We start from the raw sequence: 17,502 nt of genomic DNA on the forward strand, positions 1-17,502 counted from the left end.
GCCTCGCCGGACAGATGGCGGTGCTGATCGCCCTGGCGCTGCTGGTGGCGCAGATGGTCAATCTGGCACTTGCGCTGCGCGACCGCGCGGAATTCCGGCTGGCGCAGGCGACGCGCCCGGTCGCGATCCGGGTCGCGGACGCGCTCGACCGGGAAGCGCAGGGCCTGCGCACGATCCCGCGCGACCGCGGGCGGATCCGGCGCAGCGACGTGGCCGGCATCCCGGCCACACTGCCCCGCATGCCGGACATCGCGGCGGAACTGCGCAACCAGCTGCGCGAACAGGGGGTCGAGGTCGGCCGGATCGACACCGGCGCGCGCCGCTGGACGGCGATGGACGATGCCGTGGTCGCCCGCAATTCTTCGCGCAGCGCCCGCCAGCGCCGGCAACAGGGTCGCCCCGACCAAGCGTTGCTGATCGCGATCGAACAGCCGGGCCACGGCTGGCTGTCGGTCATCGTGCCGTGGAGCGACAATGGCGGCATGCGCCTGTTCTGGCGGCTCTTCGCCCAGACGCTGATCCTCTACGGCGTGGTGCTGCTGCCGGTGTTGTGGATCGTGCGCCGCATCTCGCGACCGCTGCGCGACCTGACGGCGGCGGCGCAGCGTTTCGGTCGGGGCGGCGATGCGCCGGCGGCGGTGGCGGTGCGCGGACCGGCGGACATCGCCAGCCTCGTGCAGTCGTTCAACGCGCTGCAGCTGCGCGTCACGGCGATGCTGGACGAAAAGGACAGGATGCTGGGCGCGATCGGCCACGACCTGCGCACCCCCCTGGCGGCGTTGCGGGTACGGGTGGAATCGGTGGAGGACGACACCGATCGCACCCGCATGGCGGAAACCATCGCCGAAATGAACCGGACGCTGGACGACATCCTGTCGCTCGCCCGGCTGGGTCGACCGAGCGAGGCGCTGACCGAGGTCGACCTCGCCGCGCTGGTGGATGCCGTGGTCGAGGATTTCCGCGATCTGGGTCAGGATGTCGGCTTCGAGGAAGCCGAGCGCCTGCGCATGCGGCTGCGGCCGTCGCTGATCCGTCGGGCGATCCGCAATCTCATCGAGAATGCGGTGAAATACGGGGGCGCCGCCGAGGTGCGGCTGGTTCCCGGCACGACGATGGTGCGGATCGAGGTGGCGGATCGCGGACCGGGCATCCCCGCCGCGCGGCTGACCGACGTGTTCGAGGCGTTCACCCGGCTCGAAACGTCGCGCAACCGCGACACCGGCGGCATCGGCCTGGGACTGGCGCTAGCGCGGACGATCGTGCGCGAGGCGGGCGGCGACGTGCGGCTGGCCAATCGCGACGGCGGTGGCCTGTGCGCGACGATCGAATTGCCGCGCTGAGAATGAGGGGTGGACCGGCCGCCGGCCCACCCCCGCCCCGTCACTTGCCGGCGGTCGTCGGAAACCCGCGCTTCCTGAGCAGGGCGTTCACGTCCGGATCGCGGCCGCGGAAGGCGCGATAGGCCTCGGCGCGATCGGTTTCGTTGCCGGTCGACAGCAGGATCCGCGCGAACCGTTCCGCCGTCGCCTTGTCCCACGGACTGCCCGCCTCCTCGAATGCGGCGAAGGTGTCGGCATCCATGGTTTCCGACCACAGATAGCTGTAATAGCCGGCCGAATAGCTGTCCGACGAGAACAGGTGATTGAACTGCGGCAGGCGGTGCCGCATCACCAGTTCCTTCGGCATGCCGATCTCGGTCAACGTGGCGCGCTCGAACGCATCGGGGTCGACCACCCCGTCCGCCACCGTGTGCAGCTTCATGTCGACGATCGCCGACGACAGATATTCGGTCGTCGCAAACCCCTGATTGAAGGTCTTCGACGCTTCGATCTTGTCCAGCAACGCCTGCGGCATCGGCGCGCCGGTCTGGTAATGGCGCGCATATTTGTCGAGCACATCGCGGGTCAGCAGCCAATGCTCGTTCACCTGGCTCGGGTATTCGACGAAGTCGCGCGGCGTTCCGGCCAACCCCGGATAGGTGACGTTCTGCAGCATCGCATGGATCGCATGGCCGAATTCGTGGAACAGCGTCTGCGCATCGTCCAGGCTGATCAGGATCGGCTCACCCTTCGCGCCCTTCGCGAAATTGTTGTTGTTCGACGACAACACCGTCTGGGCGGGGGCGAGATTGCGCTGGTTGCGATAGGTATTCGCCCACGCGCCCGATCGCTTGCCCGAACGCGCGAAGTCGTCGCGATAGAACAGCCCGACCTCCTTGCCGTTGCGATCCGTCACATGCCACACGCGCATATTGGGTTCGAACACGGGAACGGTGCCGGTAATCTCCTTGAAGTTCAGCCCGTACAGCCGATTGGCGGCGTACAGCGATCCCTGGATGATATTGCCCAGTTCGAAATACGGCTTCAGCTGTGCCTGATCCAGGTCGTAGCGGGCCTTGCGGACCTGCTCCTGATAGAAGCGATAGTCCCACGGTTCGATCGTGATCCTGCCCGCGCCCGTGGTCGTATCCTTGTCTGCGATCGCCTGCATGTCGCGGACCTCTTCGGCGACGCGGGCCTTCGCGGCCGGCCAGACGCGCATCATCAGGTCAATCGCCGCGGCCGGCGTCTTTGCCATCGTGTCCTGCATCCGCCAGTCGGCGTGCGTCTTGAACCCCAGCAGGTGCGCACGATCGGCACGCAGCTTGACGATCCGGGCGATCGTCGCGTTGGTGTCGTTGGCATCGCCATTGTCGCCACGGTTGACGAAGGCACGCCAGACCTTCTCACGCAGCGCGCGGTCGGTGGCGAAGGTCAACACGGGGTCGACCGCCGAACGGGTATTGACGATCGCCCAGCCCTGCTGGCTGCGCTCCACCGCCGCCGCCTTGGCCACCGCCTTGACGCTGTCGGGGATACCGGCGAGCTGGCCTTCGTCGGTGACGACGATCGCCGTATTCTCGTCCGCCAGCAGCCGCTTGGAAAAGTCGCTGAAGGCGCTCGCCAGTTCCTGGTTGTAGGCGGACAGCTGCGTCTTCTGCGCCGGCGTCAATTTCGCGCCTTGCCGCACGTAGCTGTCGTAGGTGCGGGTGACGAGCCGCTGCTGCTGGGGATCGAGCTTGGCGCGGCTGTTGTAGACCGCCTCGATCCGCGCGAACAGCTTGGGATCGAACGTGATGGCGTCCGATGCGGCGGCGAACTTGGGCGACCATTCGCGATCGAGCGCCTGATAGGCGGGCGTGTTCATGTTGCCCGTCATCACGCCGAACAGCGTCATCACCCGGCCATAGCGCTGGCCGGCAAGCTGCATCGGGACGAAGGTGTTGGCGAAGGTCGGCGCGGCGGGATTGTCGGCGATCTTGCGATAATCCGCGGCCCGTTCCGCCAGCGATGCCTGGAACGCGGCGGGGAAGAGTTCGGGCTTCGCCTTGTCCCACGGCGGAACGCCGCCGTACGGGCCGGACCAGTCGGCCAGCAGCGGGTTGGTGGCGGGAGCGGTGGCGGCCGTATCGGATTGCGCGGCGACGGAACTGGCCATCAGCGCAATCGCGGTGGTGGCAAGAAGGATGTGATGCAAGATACTCTCCGGATCATGACTGCCGCCAGCATAGTCGATGATCCGGGCACGTCACCCCGGTCGGCGCGCGCCCGCCCGTTCGGCGACATCGATCAGCCGCCGGCCGGTTTCCAGCGCCGCTTCGGGCGTCATCGCCACCGCAACGCCGTCGGGACCATCCAGCATGACCTGACCGTCCTCCAGCGACACCGATCCGGGCTTGGTCTGCGGACGCTGGCCATGACCACCTGCCGCGCGGTCGTTCATGTCGTCTTCCATGTGCCGCAATCCGAATAGAGGTAATCGCTATTGAATTCCGCTGCGGCACAAAGACCAGCGTAATCAAGGATTTCCACCTTGCCATTGCGAACCAGCAACAGGTTCTGCTCCCGCAGCCGGCGCAGCGTCCGGTTGACGTGCACACCGGTCAGGCCGCACGCCTCCGCCAAATCGGGCTGGGTAAGCGGCAGTTCGAACTTGCCATCGCGCGCCAGGCCGACCAGCTCCAGCCGGGCGTTCAGTTCGCAGAAGAAATGCGCAAGCCGTCCGTCCGCGCCCAGCCGGCCGAGCCGGAATATCCATTCGCGGTGCATCGCGGCATCGGCAAGGGTCGCGAACCACAGGAAACGGGTGAGCCGGGGATGCTGTTCGGTGATGCCGACCAGCGTCTGGTGATCGAACAGCGCCATCCTGACCGGCCCCAGCGTGCCGAGATCATGGTCGAGACGACCAGTCGGAAAGCCGTGCAGGTCGACGAAATCGCCCGGAACGTGCACCGACACCAGCTGTCGATACCCCTCCCGGTCGTCCATATACCGTGTCACATATCCCTCGACCAGCATCATGCTGGTATCGACCGGCTCGCCGCGATGGACGAGGTGATGACGCGCGGGATAATCCTTCACGGCGTGCGCCGCCCCTTCCAGCACCCGGCGCTCCTCGTCGGTCATGCGATCCCTGCCGCGACCGAGCAGGAACCGCCCGGTCAGCGGAAAGCTGGCCAGATCGGGCGCGGGTAGCAGGGAGGGTGCGGGATCGTCTCTCATCAAAGCGGTTAAACTCAAATCGCACGCGTAACGTTCCCTGACGTTTCCATTCCTGCCTGCCCTCCATGCATGCCGGTAAACCGGGCGATCCGCGCTTCCCCGCCCCGACCCGTCGGCTGGCAGCAATGCGATCGACCTCGTCCTCCCACCTCGTCGACCGGGGCGCTTTCGCCCCCGGCTTCCCTCCGCGTCCCCCCGTCCGGGCGGCGCTGCCTTCCCTGAACCGCATGGCGACGCAGCGTCGCGCAAAGTCGCCCGCCGTTTCTATGACTTCACGGCGCAGCATTTCACCGGTACGCACGCCGCGATGCCGGCCGAGCCGCCCGATCCCCGGGGTGCGCGGTCTGCTGCCGTATGGGCGGAACAGCTTGCTGCCTCCGCCCGCCTCGATCCCGCGGCGGGCCAGTCCGCGCGCAGTGCCCAGGTGCTCGACGGCATCGACGGCCGACAGGAAGGACCAATCGCCCCCGATGCTCGACCCAGCCCGTAACGTCTGGCGTATCGAACATGCCGATCGCCTGTCGGTGATCGTCGATGCGGACCATTATTTCGGGGTCGCGCGCGAAGCGTTCGGCATGGCCCGCAAGCGGATCATGCTGGTCGGCTGGGATTTCGATGCGCGCATCCGGCTGGTCGGCGGCAACACCGCGACCGAGGGGCCTGAGACGGTCGGCGACTTCCTCTACTGGCTGGTCGAACGCAATCCGGAACTGGAATTGTACCTGCTGCGCTGGGACGTCGGTGCGCTTAAAGCGGCGTTCCGCGGCAGCACGGTGTTCACCGTCCTCAAATGGATGCGCCACCCGCGCATTCACGTGAAGCTGGACGGGCACCATCCCACCGCCTCGTCCCACCACCAGAAGATCGTGTCGATCGACGATTGCCTCGCCTTTTGCGGCGGGATCGACATGACCGCGGAACGCTGGGACACCCGCGCCCATCGCGACGACGATCCGGGTCGCAAGCTGCCCGGCGGCAAGCCCTACAAGCCGTGGCACGACGCCACCACCGCGATCACCGGCCCCGCCGCCGCCGCATTGGGCGAATTGTGCCGCGACCGCTGGAACCTCGCATCCGGCCATGCCATCGGCCCGGTCGAGGGCGGCGGCGCGTGCTGGCCCGCCTCGCTCAGCCCGACGTTTGAAAACGTCGACCTCGGCATCGCCCGCAGCCAGCCGGAGATGCCCGGCGAACCGGCAGTGACGGAGGTCGAGGCACTGTTCCTCGACCAGATCAAGGCGGCCAGGCGCCACATCTATTGCGAAAGCCAGTATTTCGCCTCGCGCCGGATCGCTGAGGCGATCGCCGCCCGGCTCGATGAACCGGACGGCCCCGAAGTGGTCATCATCAATCCGTTGACCGCACAGGGCTGGCTGGAGCCGCTCGCGATGGACACCGCGCGCGCACGGCTGGTCGAAACGCTGCGCCAGCACGACGCGCATGGCCGCTTTCGTCTCTACCATCCGTTCACCCGCGGCGGCACCGCGATCTATTGCCACGCCAAGATCACGATCATCGACGACACGCAGTTGCGCGTCGGATCGGCCAACATCAACAATCGCTCGCTGCGCCTCGATACCGAATGCGACATCGTGCTCGACACCGATCGCCATCCCGATGCCGGGCTGGAGGACAAGATCCGCGCCACCCGCCACGACCTGATGGCCGAACATCTCGACGTCCCGCCCGAACGCGTTGCCCAGCTGATGGAACAGACCGGATCGCTGATCGAGACGATCGAGCGCCTGCGCGGCCCCGGCCGGTCGCTTCGCCCCTATGAAGTGCCGGACCTCGACGGCGTTCAAAAATGGCTGGCGGACAATGAGGTCCTTGATCCTGAGGGTCCCGGCGAGATGTTCGAGGCCACCACCCATCGCGGCCTGTTCCGCGGCCGCCTGAAGCGCCGCGGCTGATCCGGGGCACGATAGGGTCCGCATGTCACGGCGCGGCATCCCGCCTGCCCTGATGTGCAGTGACCCCATGGACACTCGCGCATGGCCTGTGGTCGTCGGGCGAATGTCGGCAGGATAGCAGCCGCCACTCCCGCCCTCCCGTCCTACCTCAGCCGCCCGATCGCCCACGCCGCCGCCTCGGCGACCACCGCGTCATCGTCGTGACGCAGCTGTTCCAGCGCCGGTAGCAATGTCGCGGTGCCACTGTTGCCGGCGGCGATGGCGGCGTTGCGCACCATGCGCCCCCGGCCGATGCGCTTGATCGGAGAGCCGGCGAACACCTGGCGGAAACTCGCATCGTCGAGCGCGAGGATGTCGGCCAGCATCGGCGCGGTCAGTTCGGCGCGGGGGTGAAAGGCGATGTTGGCCGCAGCGGTAGCGGCGAACTTGTTCCAGGGACACACCGACAGGCAGTCGTCGCAGCCATAGATGCGGTTGCCGATCCCCTCGCGGAATTCGTGGGGGATCGGACCGGCATGCTCGATCGTCAGATAGGAAATGCAACGCCGCGCATCGAGGCGATAGGGCGCGGGAAAGGCATCGGTCGGACAGGCGCGCTGGCAGGCATCGCACGATCCGCAGGTGTCGCGGCCCGGCCGGTCGGGCGCCAGGTCGAGCGTCGTGTAGATCGCGCCGAGGAACAGCCAGCTGCCATGGTCGCGGCTGACGAGATTGGTGTGCTTGCCCTGCCAGCCCAGCCCCGCCGCCTCGCTGAGCGGCTTTTCCATGACCGGGGCGGTGTCGACGAACACCTTGAGGTCGCACCCCGCCTCCTGCGCCAGCCACCGGCCCAGCGCCTTCAGCGCGCGCTTGATGACGTCGTGATAGTCGCCGCCCTGCGCATAGACGGAGATGCGGGCCCGATCGCCCTCCCCCGCCAGCCGCAGCGGATCGGCGGCGGGGGCATAACTCATGCCGAGCGCGATCACGCTGCGCACCTCCGGCCACAGGCCGGCGGGGGTGCCGCGATGATGTTCGCGCTCCGCCATCCAGATCATGTCGCCGTGGCGCCCCTCGTCCAGCCACTGGCGCAGCCGGGCGGCGGTCTGCGGCGCGGCGTCGGCGCGCGCGATACCGCAGGCGACGAAGCCCAGCTCCGCCGCTTTCGCCTTGATGCGCGCCTCGATCCCGGGTTGCTGCTTGTGTTCGGACACGGGCCGCCGCTACCACAGATCGGGGGCCGGGGTCATCGGCCCGGCATACGGGCGGGATGAACTTTTGGCGGACGATCAAACGGCGGTGTTCGCCGAACATCTGGTAAAGCGCTTCGGCGACCGGCGCGTCGTCGACGGCGTCGACCTGTCGGTGCCGCGCGGCGCGATCTACGGCGTGCTCGGTCCGAACGGCGCGGGCAAGACGACGACGCTGCGCACGCTGCTGGGGATCATCGAACCCGATGAGGGGCGCCGGTCGATCCTGGGCCATTTCGCCCCGCGCGAGGCGAGCGACCGGGTCGGCTATCTGCCCGAGGAACGCGGCCTGTATCCATCGATGAAGGCGCGCGATGCGATCGCGTTCATGGGCGCTCTCCGCGGGCTGGACCGCAAGACCGGCCGCACGCGCGCTGCCGAGATGATGGAGGCGGCGGGTCTGGGCCACGCGATCGACGAGAAAATCAAGAAGCTGTCGAAGGGCATGGCACAGCTGGTCCAGCTGCTCGGATCGGTGGTGCACCGCCCCGACCTGCTGGTGCTCGACGAACCGTTTTCGGGGCTCGACCCGGTCAACCAGGAAAAGCTGGAGGCGCTGATCCTCGCCGAGCGAGATCGCGGCGCGACGGTATTGTTCTCGACGCACATCATGGCGCATGCCGAGCGGGTGTGCGACCGGCTGGCGATCATCGCCGGCGGCAAGCGCCGCTTCGAGGGAACGGTGGACGATGCGCGCGGCACATTGCCCAGCCGGGTACGCTACCTGCCGACGCGGCCGGATGCGGCGGTGGCCGATGCGCTGCCGCACGATGCGGTGGCCGACGGGGACGGATGGCGTTTCCAGTTGCCGCCTGAGGGGATCGAGGGATTGCTGGTGACGCTGATCGAGCGAGGCTACGGCATCGGCGGATTGTCGATCGAGCGGCCGAGCCTGCATGACGCCTTCGTCCGCATCGTCGGACGCGATGCGGTGGATGCGGCCGGCGGGGAGGACGCGGCATGAACCTCGCCCGGACGCTGCGTCAGGCGCTGACCATCGCGCGGCGCGATTTCATCGCGACGGTGTTCACGCCGATCTTCCTCCTGTTCCTGTTCGCGCCGGTCATCATGGGATCGTTCGGCGCAGTCGGCGGCCTGGGTGCGGCAAGCGTCGCCGACGGACGGGGCGACAAGGCCCGGATCGTCGCGATCGTACCGGATCGCGAGGCGGCGACGATCGCCCGGGCGGACACGCGGCTGCGCGATGTGTTCCGGCGCGACGAGGAGGCGCCGCCGGGCCTCACCACGCTGCGCCCGGCCGGCGACCCCGCCACGCAGGCGCGGGCCGCCTTCGCCACTAGGGAGTACGAAGCGACGGCGGTGCTGTTCGGGCCGCTCGACGCGCCGCAGGTGCTGTACGGCCCGCGTGGCAAGCGCGCCGCGGACTATCTGGCGCTGCTCGCGGCGGAAACGCTGGCGGCGGATCGGTTGAACGGCGACATGCCGCAGGTCACCGCGGTGAAGACGGCGATGGAACGGCCCGGCGGATCGGCCGGCAACCGCCGCCAGTCGGCATCGTTCGCGGTGTTCGGCGTGTTCCTGCTCAACCTGTTCCTGGCGAGCCAGGTGGTCGGCACGATGGCCGAAGAGCGCAACAACAAGGTGATCGAGGTGCTCGCTGCGGCGGTGCCGCTGGAAAGCGTGTTCCTGGGCAAGCTGCTCGGCATGTTCGGCGTGGCGATCCTGTTCGTCTGCTTCTGGGGGACGATCATCGCCAAGCTGGGATCGCTGCTGCCGCCGGAGGTCGCATCGGCGCTGGCGATCCAGGCCGCGGTCGGCATGCCGGCCTTCGTCGCGCTGTTCGTGATCTATTTCACCATGGCCTATCTGTTGCTCGGGTCGGCATTCCTCGTCGTCGGCGCGCAGGCATCGACCCCGCGCGAGATCCAGATGCTGGCGCTGCCCATCTCGGTCTTGCAGATGGGGATGCTGGCCTTGTCGCTCGCCGGGACCGCGCGACCGGGCAGCTGGGTGGCGACGCTGGCGGAGATGTTCCCGCTGTCGTCGCCGTTCGCGATGGCGGGCCGGGCGGCGACCTCCGCCGAACTATGGCCGCACATCGCGGCGATCGCGTGGCAATTGCTGTGGGTGTCGATCTTCATCACGCTCGGCGCGCGGCTGTTCCGGCGCGGGGTGCTGCAATCGGGCAGCGCCAAGCCGTTCTGGAAGCGGGCGCGGGGGTAAGCCGATCGTCCGGCCGCGCCGCATCGCAGTTGCGACGAAGGGCAATTGACACGAATGTCAGTTGGGTATCTCCTGCCGGAAAACGACAGGAGAGAGACGATGGCGACGCTGGTGCAGCCCGAAATGCGGGTCGATCCGCTCGATGTCAGCCGCGCGGACCTGTACCGCGACGACACCTGGCAGGCGCCGTTCGCACGGCTGCGCGGCGAAGCGCCGGTCTATCGCTGCGAACACAGCGATTACGGCCCCTATTGGTCGGTCAGCACCTACAAGCCGATCGTCGAGGTCGAATCGCTGCCGGACCTCTATTCTTCGGAGGCGGGCGGCATCACGCTCGCCGACTTCCTGCCCGAAAGCGACGTGCGGATGCCGATGTTCATCGCGCGCGACCGGCCGGTGCATACCGGACAGCGGCGCACCGTCGCCCCCGCCTTCACGCCGTCCGAGATGGCGCGGATGAGCGAGGACATCCGGCGTCGTACCGCCGAAATCCTCGACAGCCTGCCGTGGAACACGCGGTTCGACTGGGTCGATACCGTGTCGATCGAACTGACGACGCAGATGCTGGCGATCCTGTTCGACTTCCCGTGGGAGGACCGGCGCAAGCTGACCTTCTGGTCCGACTGGGCGGGTGATATCGAACTCATCAAGAACGAGGATCTGCGCAAACAGCGGCTGGCGCACATGTACGAATGCGGCGCCTATTTCCAGCAGCTGTGGAACAGCAAGGTCGGCAAGCCCCAGACGCCCGACCTCATCAGCATGATGATCCATTCGGATGCGATGAGCCACATGGACCATTTCGAATTCATCGGAAACCTGATCCTGCTGATCGTCGGCGGCAACGACACGACGCGCAACACGATGTCGGCGCTCGCCTATGGGCTGGATCGCTTTCCCGACGCACGCGCGCAACTGGAAGGCGATCCGACGCTGATCGCCAATGCGACGCAGGAAATCATTCGCTGGCAGACGCCGCTGGCGCACATGCGGCGCACCGCGACGCGCGATACCGAGCTGATGGGGCAGACGATCCGCGAAGGCGACAAGCTGGCGCTCTGGTACATCTCGGCAAACCGGGACGAGAGCGTGTTCGGGCCGGATGCCGACGCCATTCGCGTCGATCGGCCCAATGCGCGGCGGCACCTGGCGTTCGGTCACGGCATCCATCGCTGTGTCGGCGCACGGCTGGCGGAGATGCAGATCGGCATCCTGCTCGAGGAAATGGCAAAACGGCGGATGCGGGTGAACGTGCTGGAGGAACCGACGCGGGTCGCGGCGTGCTTCGTCCATGGCTATCGATCGCTCCCGGTCGAGATCAGCCGTTATTGACCCGTTATTGAATCGCCACGAATGGCGTGAATGACGGCGTTGTCATGACGGCTACGTCGCACCGTCATATCGATATGATTACGAACCGGCCCTAGTGGGGTGGGAGACGGTTCGTGCGCATACCGGGTATTGTCTTGTTGGCGTCGGTTCTGCTGGTGACGGGGTTGGCGGAACCGCGGTCGGTGCAGGCCAGCGAACCGCCGGTCATGCACCCCGTCCCTGTCGCCGGACCGGTGACGATGCTCTCCTACAACGTCGAAGGATTGCCGTGGCCGCTGACGCACGGTCGTACCGCCGCGGCGGCCGCCATCGCGGCCGAACTGCGCGCGCTGCATGCGCGCGGCACCGGACCGCAGGTGGTGGCCGTGCAGGAAGCGTTCGGGGATGCGCAAAAGGCGATCGGCGTCACGGCCGGCTATCGTTACGCCGCCTTCGGCCCCTCCGCGGCGATGCCGGGTGCGCCGGCCGCGACGCCGTCCGAAGCCGCGTTCCTGCAAGGGGCGAGTTTCTGGCATGGCGAAACCGAAGCGCCGCGCGAGGATAGTGGCCTCGCGGTGTTCTCCGACTATCCGATCGTCTGGGCGCACCGCATTGCCTATCCGCGTTTCGCCTGCGCCGGTTACGACTGTCTGGCCAACAAGGGCGTGCTGGCCGTCGCGCTCCGCATTCCCGGCCGCACGGCGCCGCTGATCGTCATCGACACCCACCTGAATGCCCGTGCGGCATCGGGCGTGGACGATGCACGCAGCCTGTACGCCTATCGCCGGCAGGTCGACGTGCTGCGCCAGTTCGTCGCGGCGCTGGCGGGATCCGGATCGCCGGTCGTGCTGGCCGGCGATTTCAACGTCGGTAACGATATGGAGCGGCAGGCGTATCTGTCGACCGCGCTGTTCGGCGACGATGCCATGACGCTCGCCGCGTCGGAAAGCAGTTGCGGCGACACCTGCCGGGTGATTGCGCCGGTGCCGACGCCGGCACGGGCGAAGACCATGGTCGCCTATCGCGGCACGATCGCACCGGAAGGCCGCACGCTGCGCTTCGGGACCCTGCCGGACGGCACGCAACTGTCCGACCACGTCGGGGTGATGCGGGCGTTCGCATTCCGCACCTGAACCGGTTCGGGATCGCGCGGCGGCATGGATTGCGGGCGGGCCCATGCCTATATCCCGGCAATGACCCAGCATTCCACCCGCCGCTCGTTCCTGTCGCTTGCCGCCGCCGGCGTCGCCGGCGCCGCGTTATGGGGCTGTCGCAGCGCGCCGGCCGCGGCCGCCGAACGCTTCCCGGTGCAGATGAGCGATGCGGCGTGGCGCACGAAGCTGGGCGACGCCGCGTGGAACGTGCTGCGCCACGAGGGTACCGAACGACCCTATTCCAGCCCGCTCAACGCCGAACATCGTGCCGGCACTTTCGCATGCAAGGGCTGCGCGCTACCGCTGTTCTCGTCGAAGACGAAGTTCGAGAGCGGCACCGGCTGGCCGAGCTTCTATGCACCGTTGCCGAAGGCGGTGGCGACACGCACCGACGGATCGCTGATGATGGAGCGGACCGAAGTGCATTGCCGGCAATGCGGCGGACACCTCGGCCATGTCTTCGACGATGGCCCCAAGCCGACCGGCAAGCGCTATTGCATGAACGGCGTGGCGATGACGTTCAAGGCGGGCTGATCCAGCACCGGACGGTCCATGGTACGTCGACGTTTCTCGCGCCGGCTTGCCGACAGCCTCATCCCCTCGCCTGATCCGTCACCGTGGCCGGCGCCCGGATCGTCATGGGCTTCGCTTAAGACGTGGGGGACCGGCGCGGTGCGCCTTCACCAGCTGTGGGATGACAATGAGGAAAACAGGGGGATAAACGGCGCGCCGGCAGTTACTCGCCGGCGACGGGAACGACCGGCACGATGGCGGCGGTGGCGATGACGTTGGTATCGACCGCAGGCGCCTGCTCCACGACCGGTGCATGGCCCGAATAGATGAAGCCATTGGTCGGATAGCTGGAGGTGCCGAGGCCGCCGGTCGGGCCGTACCAGACCTTCACTTCGCTCCAGTCGCCCGCCGTCGACACGTCGACAGCCCGGACATCGCGTTCGATGCCGCCGGGGCGCGACCAATTGGCGTGGGTCAGCAGCACTTCGCGATCGCTCACGATCCGCGACACCATGGCGACATGGCCGACGCGCATGCGGCGGGTCGACTGGAAGGCGAGCACCGCGCCGACCTTGGGCGCATGACCCCGTTCGTACTTGCCGGCGGCTTGGCTCCACCAGGTGTTGGCGTTGCCATGGATGTCGATGCCCGAGATTTCGCGGGCGTACGGCGCGCACTGCCAGAATTGCGCCATCGCCGGAGTGGCCATCATCAGGCCGCACGAAAACACCAGCGCAAAACGCGCTGCCAACGCCTTAACAGTCATTTGCTGACCCCCCGGTCAAAACCCGTTCGTCGAGGATGTCGCTAGCCGGGGGTTCTCATTTCTCCAATGGCCGCCGGAACCATAAGCGGCGAACTGTGTTGGCGCGCCGACGAGTGGGGGATGGACCGTCGAAGCGCGTCCGAAGGGCTGACCCTTTCGCTACGATGAACGGTTCGATCAGTGTGAATCAGTCAGCGCCTCTGCCCCAAGCCGCGCCAACCGCGCCTCATGCTCGCGCCGGCCGAATGGAAAGCGGGTGAAGCAGAACGCCGCCAGCCCCGCGATCGTCAGATAGGCGATGCCGTAGGTCAGCGTCAGTCGGTCGATCGTCGCCACCGGCACCTGCCCCGGCGTCGCCTTTTCGGGAAAGCCCGCGACCGCCAGGATTGCACCGGCCAGGAAGATCCCGATGCCCGAGGTGCATTTCTGCACGAAGAACGATCCAGCGAAGAACACCCCTTCGGACCGGCGTCCCGTCTTCGCCTCCGAATCCTCGACCACATCGGCCATCATCGATGCGCCGAGGATGAAGGCGGTGACGTTGCACGCCGTCGCGACGACGAAGAAGCAGAGCAGCACCGGCAGCAGGGTGGCGGTGCCGACCTCCGGCAGGACGTGCAGCAGGCGCAGCGCATAAGGCGCGATGTTGAAGCTCGCGCCGGCCACGACCGCGGTGGCCGCGGCCGAGGGCTTGCTGACCCGCCGGCCGATGCGCGGCGCCGCCACGAACGCGACCAGCACGCCGCCGAACAGCGCCACCGTCGCATAGACGAAGACGATTCCCCGAAACCCCCAGACATAGGTGTAGAGGTAGGTCGACATCGCGTAGCTGATCCCCTGCACCGTATAGGCGCACAGGCCCGCCAGCATCAGGATCGCGAACGCGCGGTTGCGCACCGTCTGGCCGAGTTCGCGGAAGCTGTCGCGCAGCGACTGCGCGACGATCGGCGGGTTGGGCAGGTTCGGGATCTCGCGATGCGTGCCCCAGCCGGACATGAGAATGGCGCTGCCCATCAGCAGCGCGCCGAGCAGCGCGTAACCGACATAGCCGTCGCGATTGAGCAGGCCGTTGGCGAAGGCGGGCGTCGGCGCGAGGAAATAGAGATAGGCCGACACCAGCATGGTCAGCCCGCCGGCCCAGCCGAACAGGTAGCGCCATGCCATGATCCGTGTCCGTTCGTCGTAATCCGACGACAATTCGGGCGTCAGCGCGACCGACGGCACCTCATAGCAGCTGACCGCCGTGCGCACGAGCACCGCGGTCAGGAACAGCCAGCCGAGCGTCGCCGGCTGCGACAGCGATTCGGGCGGGTTCCACAGCAGGACCCAGCCGACCATGATCGGCAGCGCAGAAGCATACATCCACGGATGCCGCCGCCCCCAGCGGGTGCGCGTGCGATCGGAGAAGAACCCGACCATCGGATCGACGAAAGCGTCGATCAGCAGCGCCATCATCACCACCAGCCCGACCGTCGCCGAAGGCAGGCCGACCACCTGGTTGTAGAACAGCAGCAGGAACGTGCCGAAGCCGGCGTCCTTCACGCCATAGGCGACCGCTCCGAAGGCATAGGCGCCCATCGTACCGGTGCGCAGCCGCCGGGCGCGCGGCACCACGATCGCCGATGCCGCCGCCGATGCCGGGACCCCGCGCACGGACGTACTCACCGGAACGCCTCCAGCGCGGTCAGCATCGATGGTACGGCGGGGTCCCAGCTGGCCCGCGTCCCGATCGTCAGGCCGCCATCGACCAGGATGTGCGTGCCGGTGATGAACGATGCGTCCTCGCTGGCGAGGAAGGCGACGGCCGCCGCGATATCCTCGGGTCGGCCGGCGCGCGGGATCGGCTGCGCCTTGGCGGCGGCGCCGGCGATCATCCCGTCCGCCTGTTCGCGACGCGCGCCCTCGATGTCGAGGTGACGGGTGAATATGGCCGTGGTGATGAACCCCGGCACCACCGCGTTGACGCGGATGTGCGCCGCGGCGAGGTCTGCGGCGGCGATCTTCGTGAGGTGCAGCACGCCGGCCTTGGCGGTCGAATAGGCGGTCGGCGCATAGCCGGCGCCAAGCGCGGATACGGACGCGGTGTTGACGATCGCGCCGCCGCCGCGTCGTGCCATCAATGGCGCGGCATAGCGGATGCCGAGCGCGACCGATCGTAGCAGCAGCGCCATCGTCCGGTCCCAGTCGTCGGGCGACAGCTGGTCGATCGGTTCCCTCGCCCCGCCCGCGCCGGCATTGTTGAACACGATGTCGAGGCCGCCGGCCGCATCGGCCGCCTGCATCAGCGCCTCGATCTCGTCGGCCCGGGTCACGTCGGTGTGCCGGAACGCGATGCGGCCACCCGACGCGGCGGCCAGTGCCGCACCGGCCTCGCCATCGATATCCGCGACTATCACGCTGGCGCCCTCGTCCGCCAGCCGCAGGGCGGTCGCACGCCCGATGCCCGATGCGCCGCCGGTGACGACCGCGCGCTTTCCTGCGAAACGCATCCTGGCTCCTCCATGTTTTCGGCAATCATAGTATGGCACTTAAACGGGTCAACCGATCGCTTTTCGAAATTCGGGTTTGCAGCCGGCACGGTCCCGTTCTAACCACCTCGGCATCGTTCGCCCCGGTATGCGGGGCTTCGCAAGGGAAACGCCATGGCCCTCGATGCCGACACCTTCGACGCGCTGATCGACACGGTCCGCCGCTTCGTCGCCGAACGCCTGCGCCCGCTGGAGGGCGACGTGGAGGCGGCCGACGCCATTCCCGACGCGGTGATCGCCGACATGAAGGACATGGGACTGTTCGGCCTGTCGATCGCCGAGGAATTCGGCGGCCTGGGCCTCGACATGGTCGAGGAATGCCGCGTCGCCATCGAAATGGGGCGGACCACGCCCGCGTTCCGCTCGACGTTCGGCACCAATGTCGGCATCGGCAGCCAGGGACTGGTGATGGCCGGCACCCCCGAACAAAAGGCGGCATGGCTACCGAGAATCGCAAGTGGCGATATCGTCACCAGCTTCGCGCTGACCGAACCCGATGTCGGCAGCGATTCAGGCGCGGTGAAGACGCGGGCGGTGAAGGACGGCGACGTCTACCGCCTGACCGGCACCAAGCGCTACATCACCAATGCCGACAAGGCGCAGCTGTTCACCGTGATGGCCCGCACCGGCGAGGACAAGGGCGCACGCGGCGTCTCCGCCTTCCTGGTGCCGAAGGACCTGCCCGGCATCACCATCGGCGAACCCGAAAAGAAGATGGGGCAGAAGGGCGCAAAGGTCGCCGACGTGCATTTCGACGACGTGCCGGTGCCGGCGGCGAACCGGCTGGGCGCGGAAGGCGAAGGCTTCAAGATCGCGATGCGCGTCCTCGACCGCGGGCGGTTGCACATCAGTGCGGTGTGCGTCGGTGTCGCCGAACGGCTGATCGCCGACAGCGTCGCCTATGCGGGCAGCCGCAGCCAGTTCGGCGCGCCGATCGCCAGCCACCAGCTGATCCAGGGCATGATCGCCGACATGAAGACCGAGGCGCTGGTCGCGCGGGCGATGGTGCTGGAAACGGCGGCGAAAAAGGATCGCGGCGAGGACGTCGTGCTGGAATCGGCAGCGGCGAAATATTTCGCGAGCGAGATGGTCGGACGCGTCGCGGACAAGGCGGTGCAGATCTACGGCGGGGCGGGGTATATCGCCGACTACGGGATCGAACGGCTGTACCGCGACGTGCGCCTGTTCCGCATCTACGAAGGCACCAGCCAGATCCAGCAGGTCATCATCGCCCGCGAAACGATGAAGCGCGGAGGATGAGGCGATGACCCCGCCGATCGTCATCCCCGCACAGGCGGCGATCAGACGCGCAGGGTGCGCGTGAGCCGCCTTGTCCACAACTATGGTCCCCCGCCTGTGCGGG

Annotated in this window: 15 protein-coding genes; 8 read left to right on the forward strand and 7 right to left on the reverse strand. The window is 67.5% G+C overall.

From position 1 onward, the window contains the following. The first annotated feature begins 14 nt into the window (after positions 1–14). Positions 15–1,340: a sensor histidine kinase gene (locus GTH33_RS15140; protein WP_163960121.1), complete on the forward strand. Its 1,326-nt coding sequence runs from the start codon at positions 15–17 to the stop codon at positions 1,338–1,340. Between the two features lie 40 nt (positions 1,341–1,380). Here GTH33_RS15140 and GTH33_RS15145 read toward each other — a convergent pair whose 3' ends face one another. The 3 genes from GTH33_RS15145 to GTH33_RS15155 are packed head-to-tail and all read right to left on the reverse strand — an operon-like array spanning position 1,381 to position 4,541. After that, the gene (locus tag GTH33_RS15145; protein ID WP_338054386.1) at positions 1,381–3,516 is read right to left on the reverse strand and encodes a M3 family metallopeptidase; all 2,136 of its coding nucleotides are present in this window, start codon (positions 3,514–3,516) and stop codon (positions 1,381–1,383) included. Between the two features lie 51 nt (positions 3,517–3,567). Further along, entirely contained in the window at positions 3,568–3,762 is a 195-nt protein-coding gene (locus GTH33_RS15150; protein WP_163956800.1) for a hypothetical protein, read from the reverse strand. Next, positions 3,759–4,541: a Crp/Fnr family transcriptional regulator gene (locus tag GTH33_RS15155; protein WP_163959109.1), complete on the reverse strand. Its 783-nt coding sequence runs from the start codon at positions 4,539–4,541 to the stop codon at positions 3,759–3,761. Before GTH33_RS15155 ends, GTH33_RS15150 begins: the two co-directional genes overlap by 4 nt. Before the next feature lie 470 nt (positions 4,542–5,011). Here GTH33_RS15155 and GTH33_RS15160 point away from each other — a divergent pair, with 470 nt between their 5' ends. After that, positions 5,012–6,454: a phospholipase D-like domain-containing protein gene (locus GTH33_RS15160; protein WP_163959110.1), complete on the forward strand. Its 1,443-nt coding sequence runs from the start codon at positions 5,012–5,014 to the stop codon at positions 6,452–6,454. Positions 6,455–6,597: 143 nt separating this feature from the next. Here GTH33_RS15160 and queG read toward each other — a convergent pair whose 3' ends face one another. After that, entirely contained in the window at positions 6,598–7,647 is a 1,050-nt protein-coding gene (gene queG, locus GTH33_RS15165; protein ID WP_163959111.1) for a tRNA epoxyqueuosine(34) reductase QueG, read from the reverse strand. 64 nt (positions 7,648–7,711) lie between these two features. Between queG and GTH33_RS15170 the strand changes: the two genes are divergently transcribed. From GTH33_RS15170 to msrB, 5 genes are all read left to right on the forward strand, one after another. Further along, a complete protein-coding gene (locus GTH33_RS15170) occupies positions 7,712–8,647 on the forward strand; it encodes an ABC transporter ATP-binding protein (RefSeq protein ID WP_163959112.1) in 936 nt (311 codons plus the stop codon). After that, positions 8,644–9,867 (forward strand): ABC transporter permease, encoded by a 1,224-nt coding sequence (locus tag GTH33_RS15175; protein WP_163959113.1) that lies wholly within the window; start codon positions 8,644–8,646, stop codon positions 9,865–9,867. The genes GTH33_RS15170 and GTH33_RS15175 overlap by 4 nt, the downstream gene beginning before the upstream one ends. A 99-nt stretch (positions 9,868–9,966) precedes the next feature. Continuing rightward, positions 9,967–11,199 carry a cytochrome P450 gene (locus GTH33_RS15180; RefSeq protein WP_163959114.1) on the forward strand — a complete coding sequence of 411 codons (1,233 nt, stop codon included), beginning with the start codon at positions 9,967–9,969 and terminating at the stop codon, positions 11,197–11,199. A gap of 137 nt (positions 11,200–11,336) precedes the next feature. Beyond that, on the forward strand, positions 11,337–12,311 hold the full coding sequence (locus GTH33_RS15185) for an endonuclease/exonuclease/phosphatase family protein (protein ID WP_212592672.1): 975 nt from the start codon (positions 11,337–11,339) through the stop codon (positions 12,309–12,311). Positions 12,312–12,371: 60 nt separating this feature from the next. Further along, on the forward strand, positions 12,372–12,866 hold the full coding sequence (gene msrB / locus GTH33_RS15190) for a peptide-methionine (R)-S-oxide reductase MsrB (RefSeq protein WP_163959116.1): 495 nt from the start codon (positions 12,372–12,374) through the stop codon (positions 12,864–12,866). Positions 12,867–13,068: 202 nt separating this feature from the next. Here msrB and GTH33_RS15195 read toward each other — a convergent pair whose 3' ends face one another. The 3 genes from GTH33_RS15195 to GTH33_RS15205 form a co-directional block, all read right to left on the reverse strand. Next, complete coding sequence (locus tag GTH33_RS15195; RefSeq protein WP_163959117.1) at positions 13,069–13,611, reverse strand: CHAP domain-containing protein; 543 nt, start codon at positions 13,609–13,611, stop codon at positions 13,069–13,071. Positions 13,612–13,788: 177 nt separating this feature from the next. After that, positions 13,789–15,189, reverse strand: a complete 1,401-nt coding sequence (locus GTH33_RS15200; RefSeq protein WP_163960125.1) for an MFS transporter — start codon at positions 15,187–15,189, stop codon at positions 13,789–13,791. Between the two features lie 83 nt (positions 15,190–15,272). Further along, a complete protein-coding gene (locus tag GTH33_RS15205; protein WP_163959118.1) occupies positions 15,273–16,100 on the reverse strand; it encodes an SDR family NAD(P)-dependent oxidoreductase in 828 nt (275 codons plus the stop codon). 153 nt (positions 16,101–16,253) lie between these two features. Here GTH33_RS15205 and GTH33_RS15210 point away from each other — a divergent pair, with 153 nt between their 5' ends. Continuing rightward, positions 16,254–17,399, forward strand: coding sequence for an acyl-CoA dehydrogenase family protein (locus GTH33_RS15210; RefSeq protein WP_163959119.1), 1,146 nt, complete (start codon positions 16,254–16,256; stop codon positions 17,397–17,399). The last annotated feature ends 103 nt before the right edge of the window (positions 17,400–17,502 follow it).

Origin of the sequence: Sphingomonas insulae (assembly GCF_010450875.1) — a bacterium.
GTDB classification, from domain to species: domain Bacteria; phylum Pseudomonadota; class Alphaproteobacteria; order Sphingomonadales; family Sphingomonadaceae; genus Sphingomonas; species Sphingomonas insulae.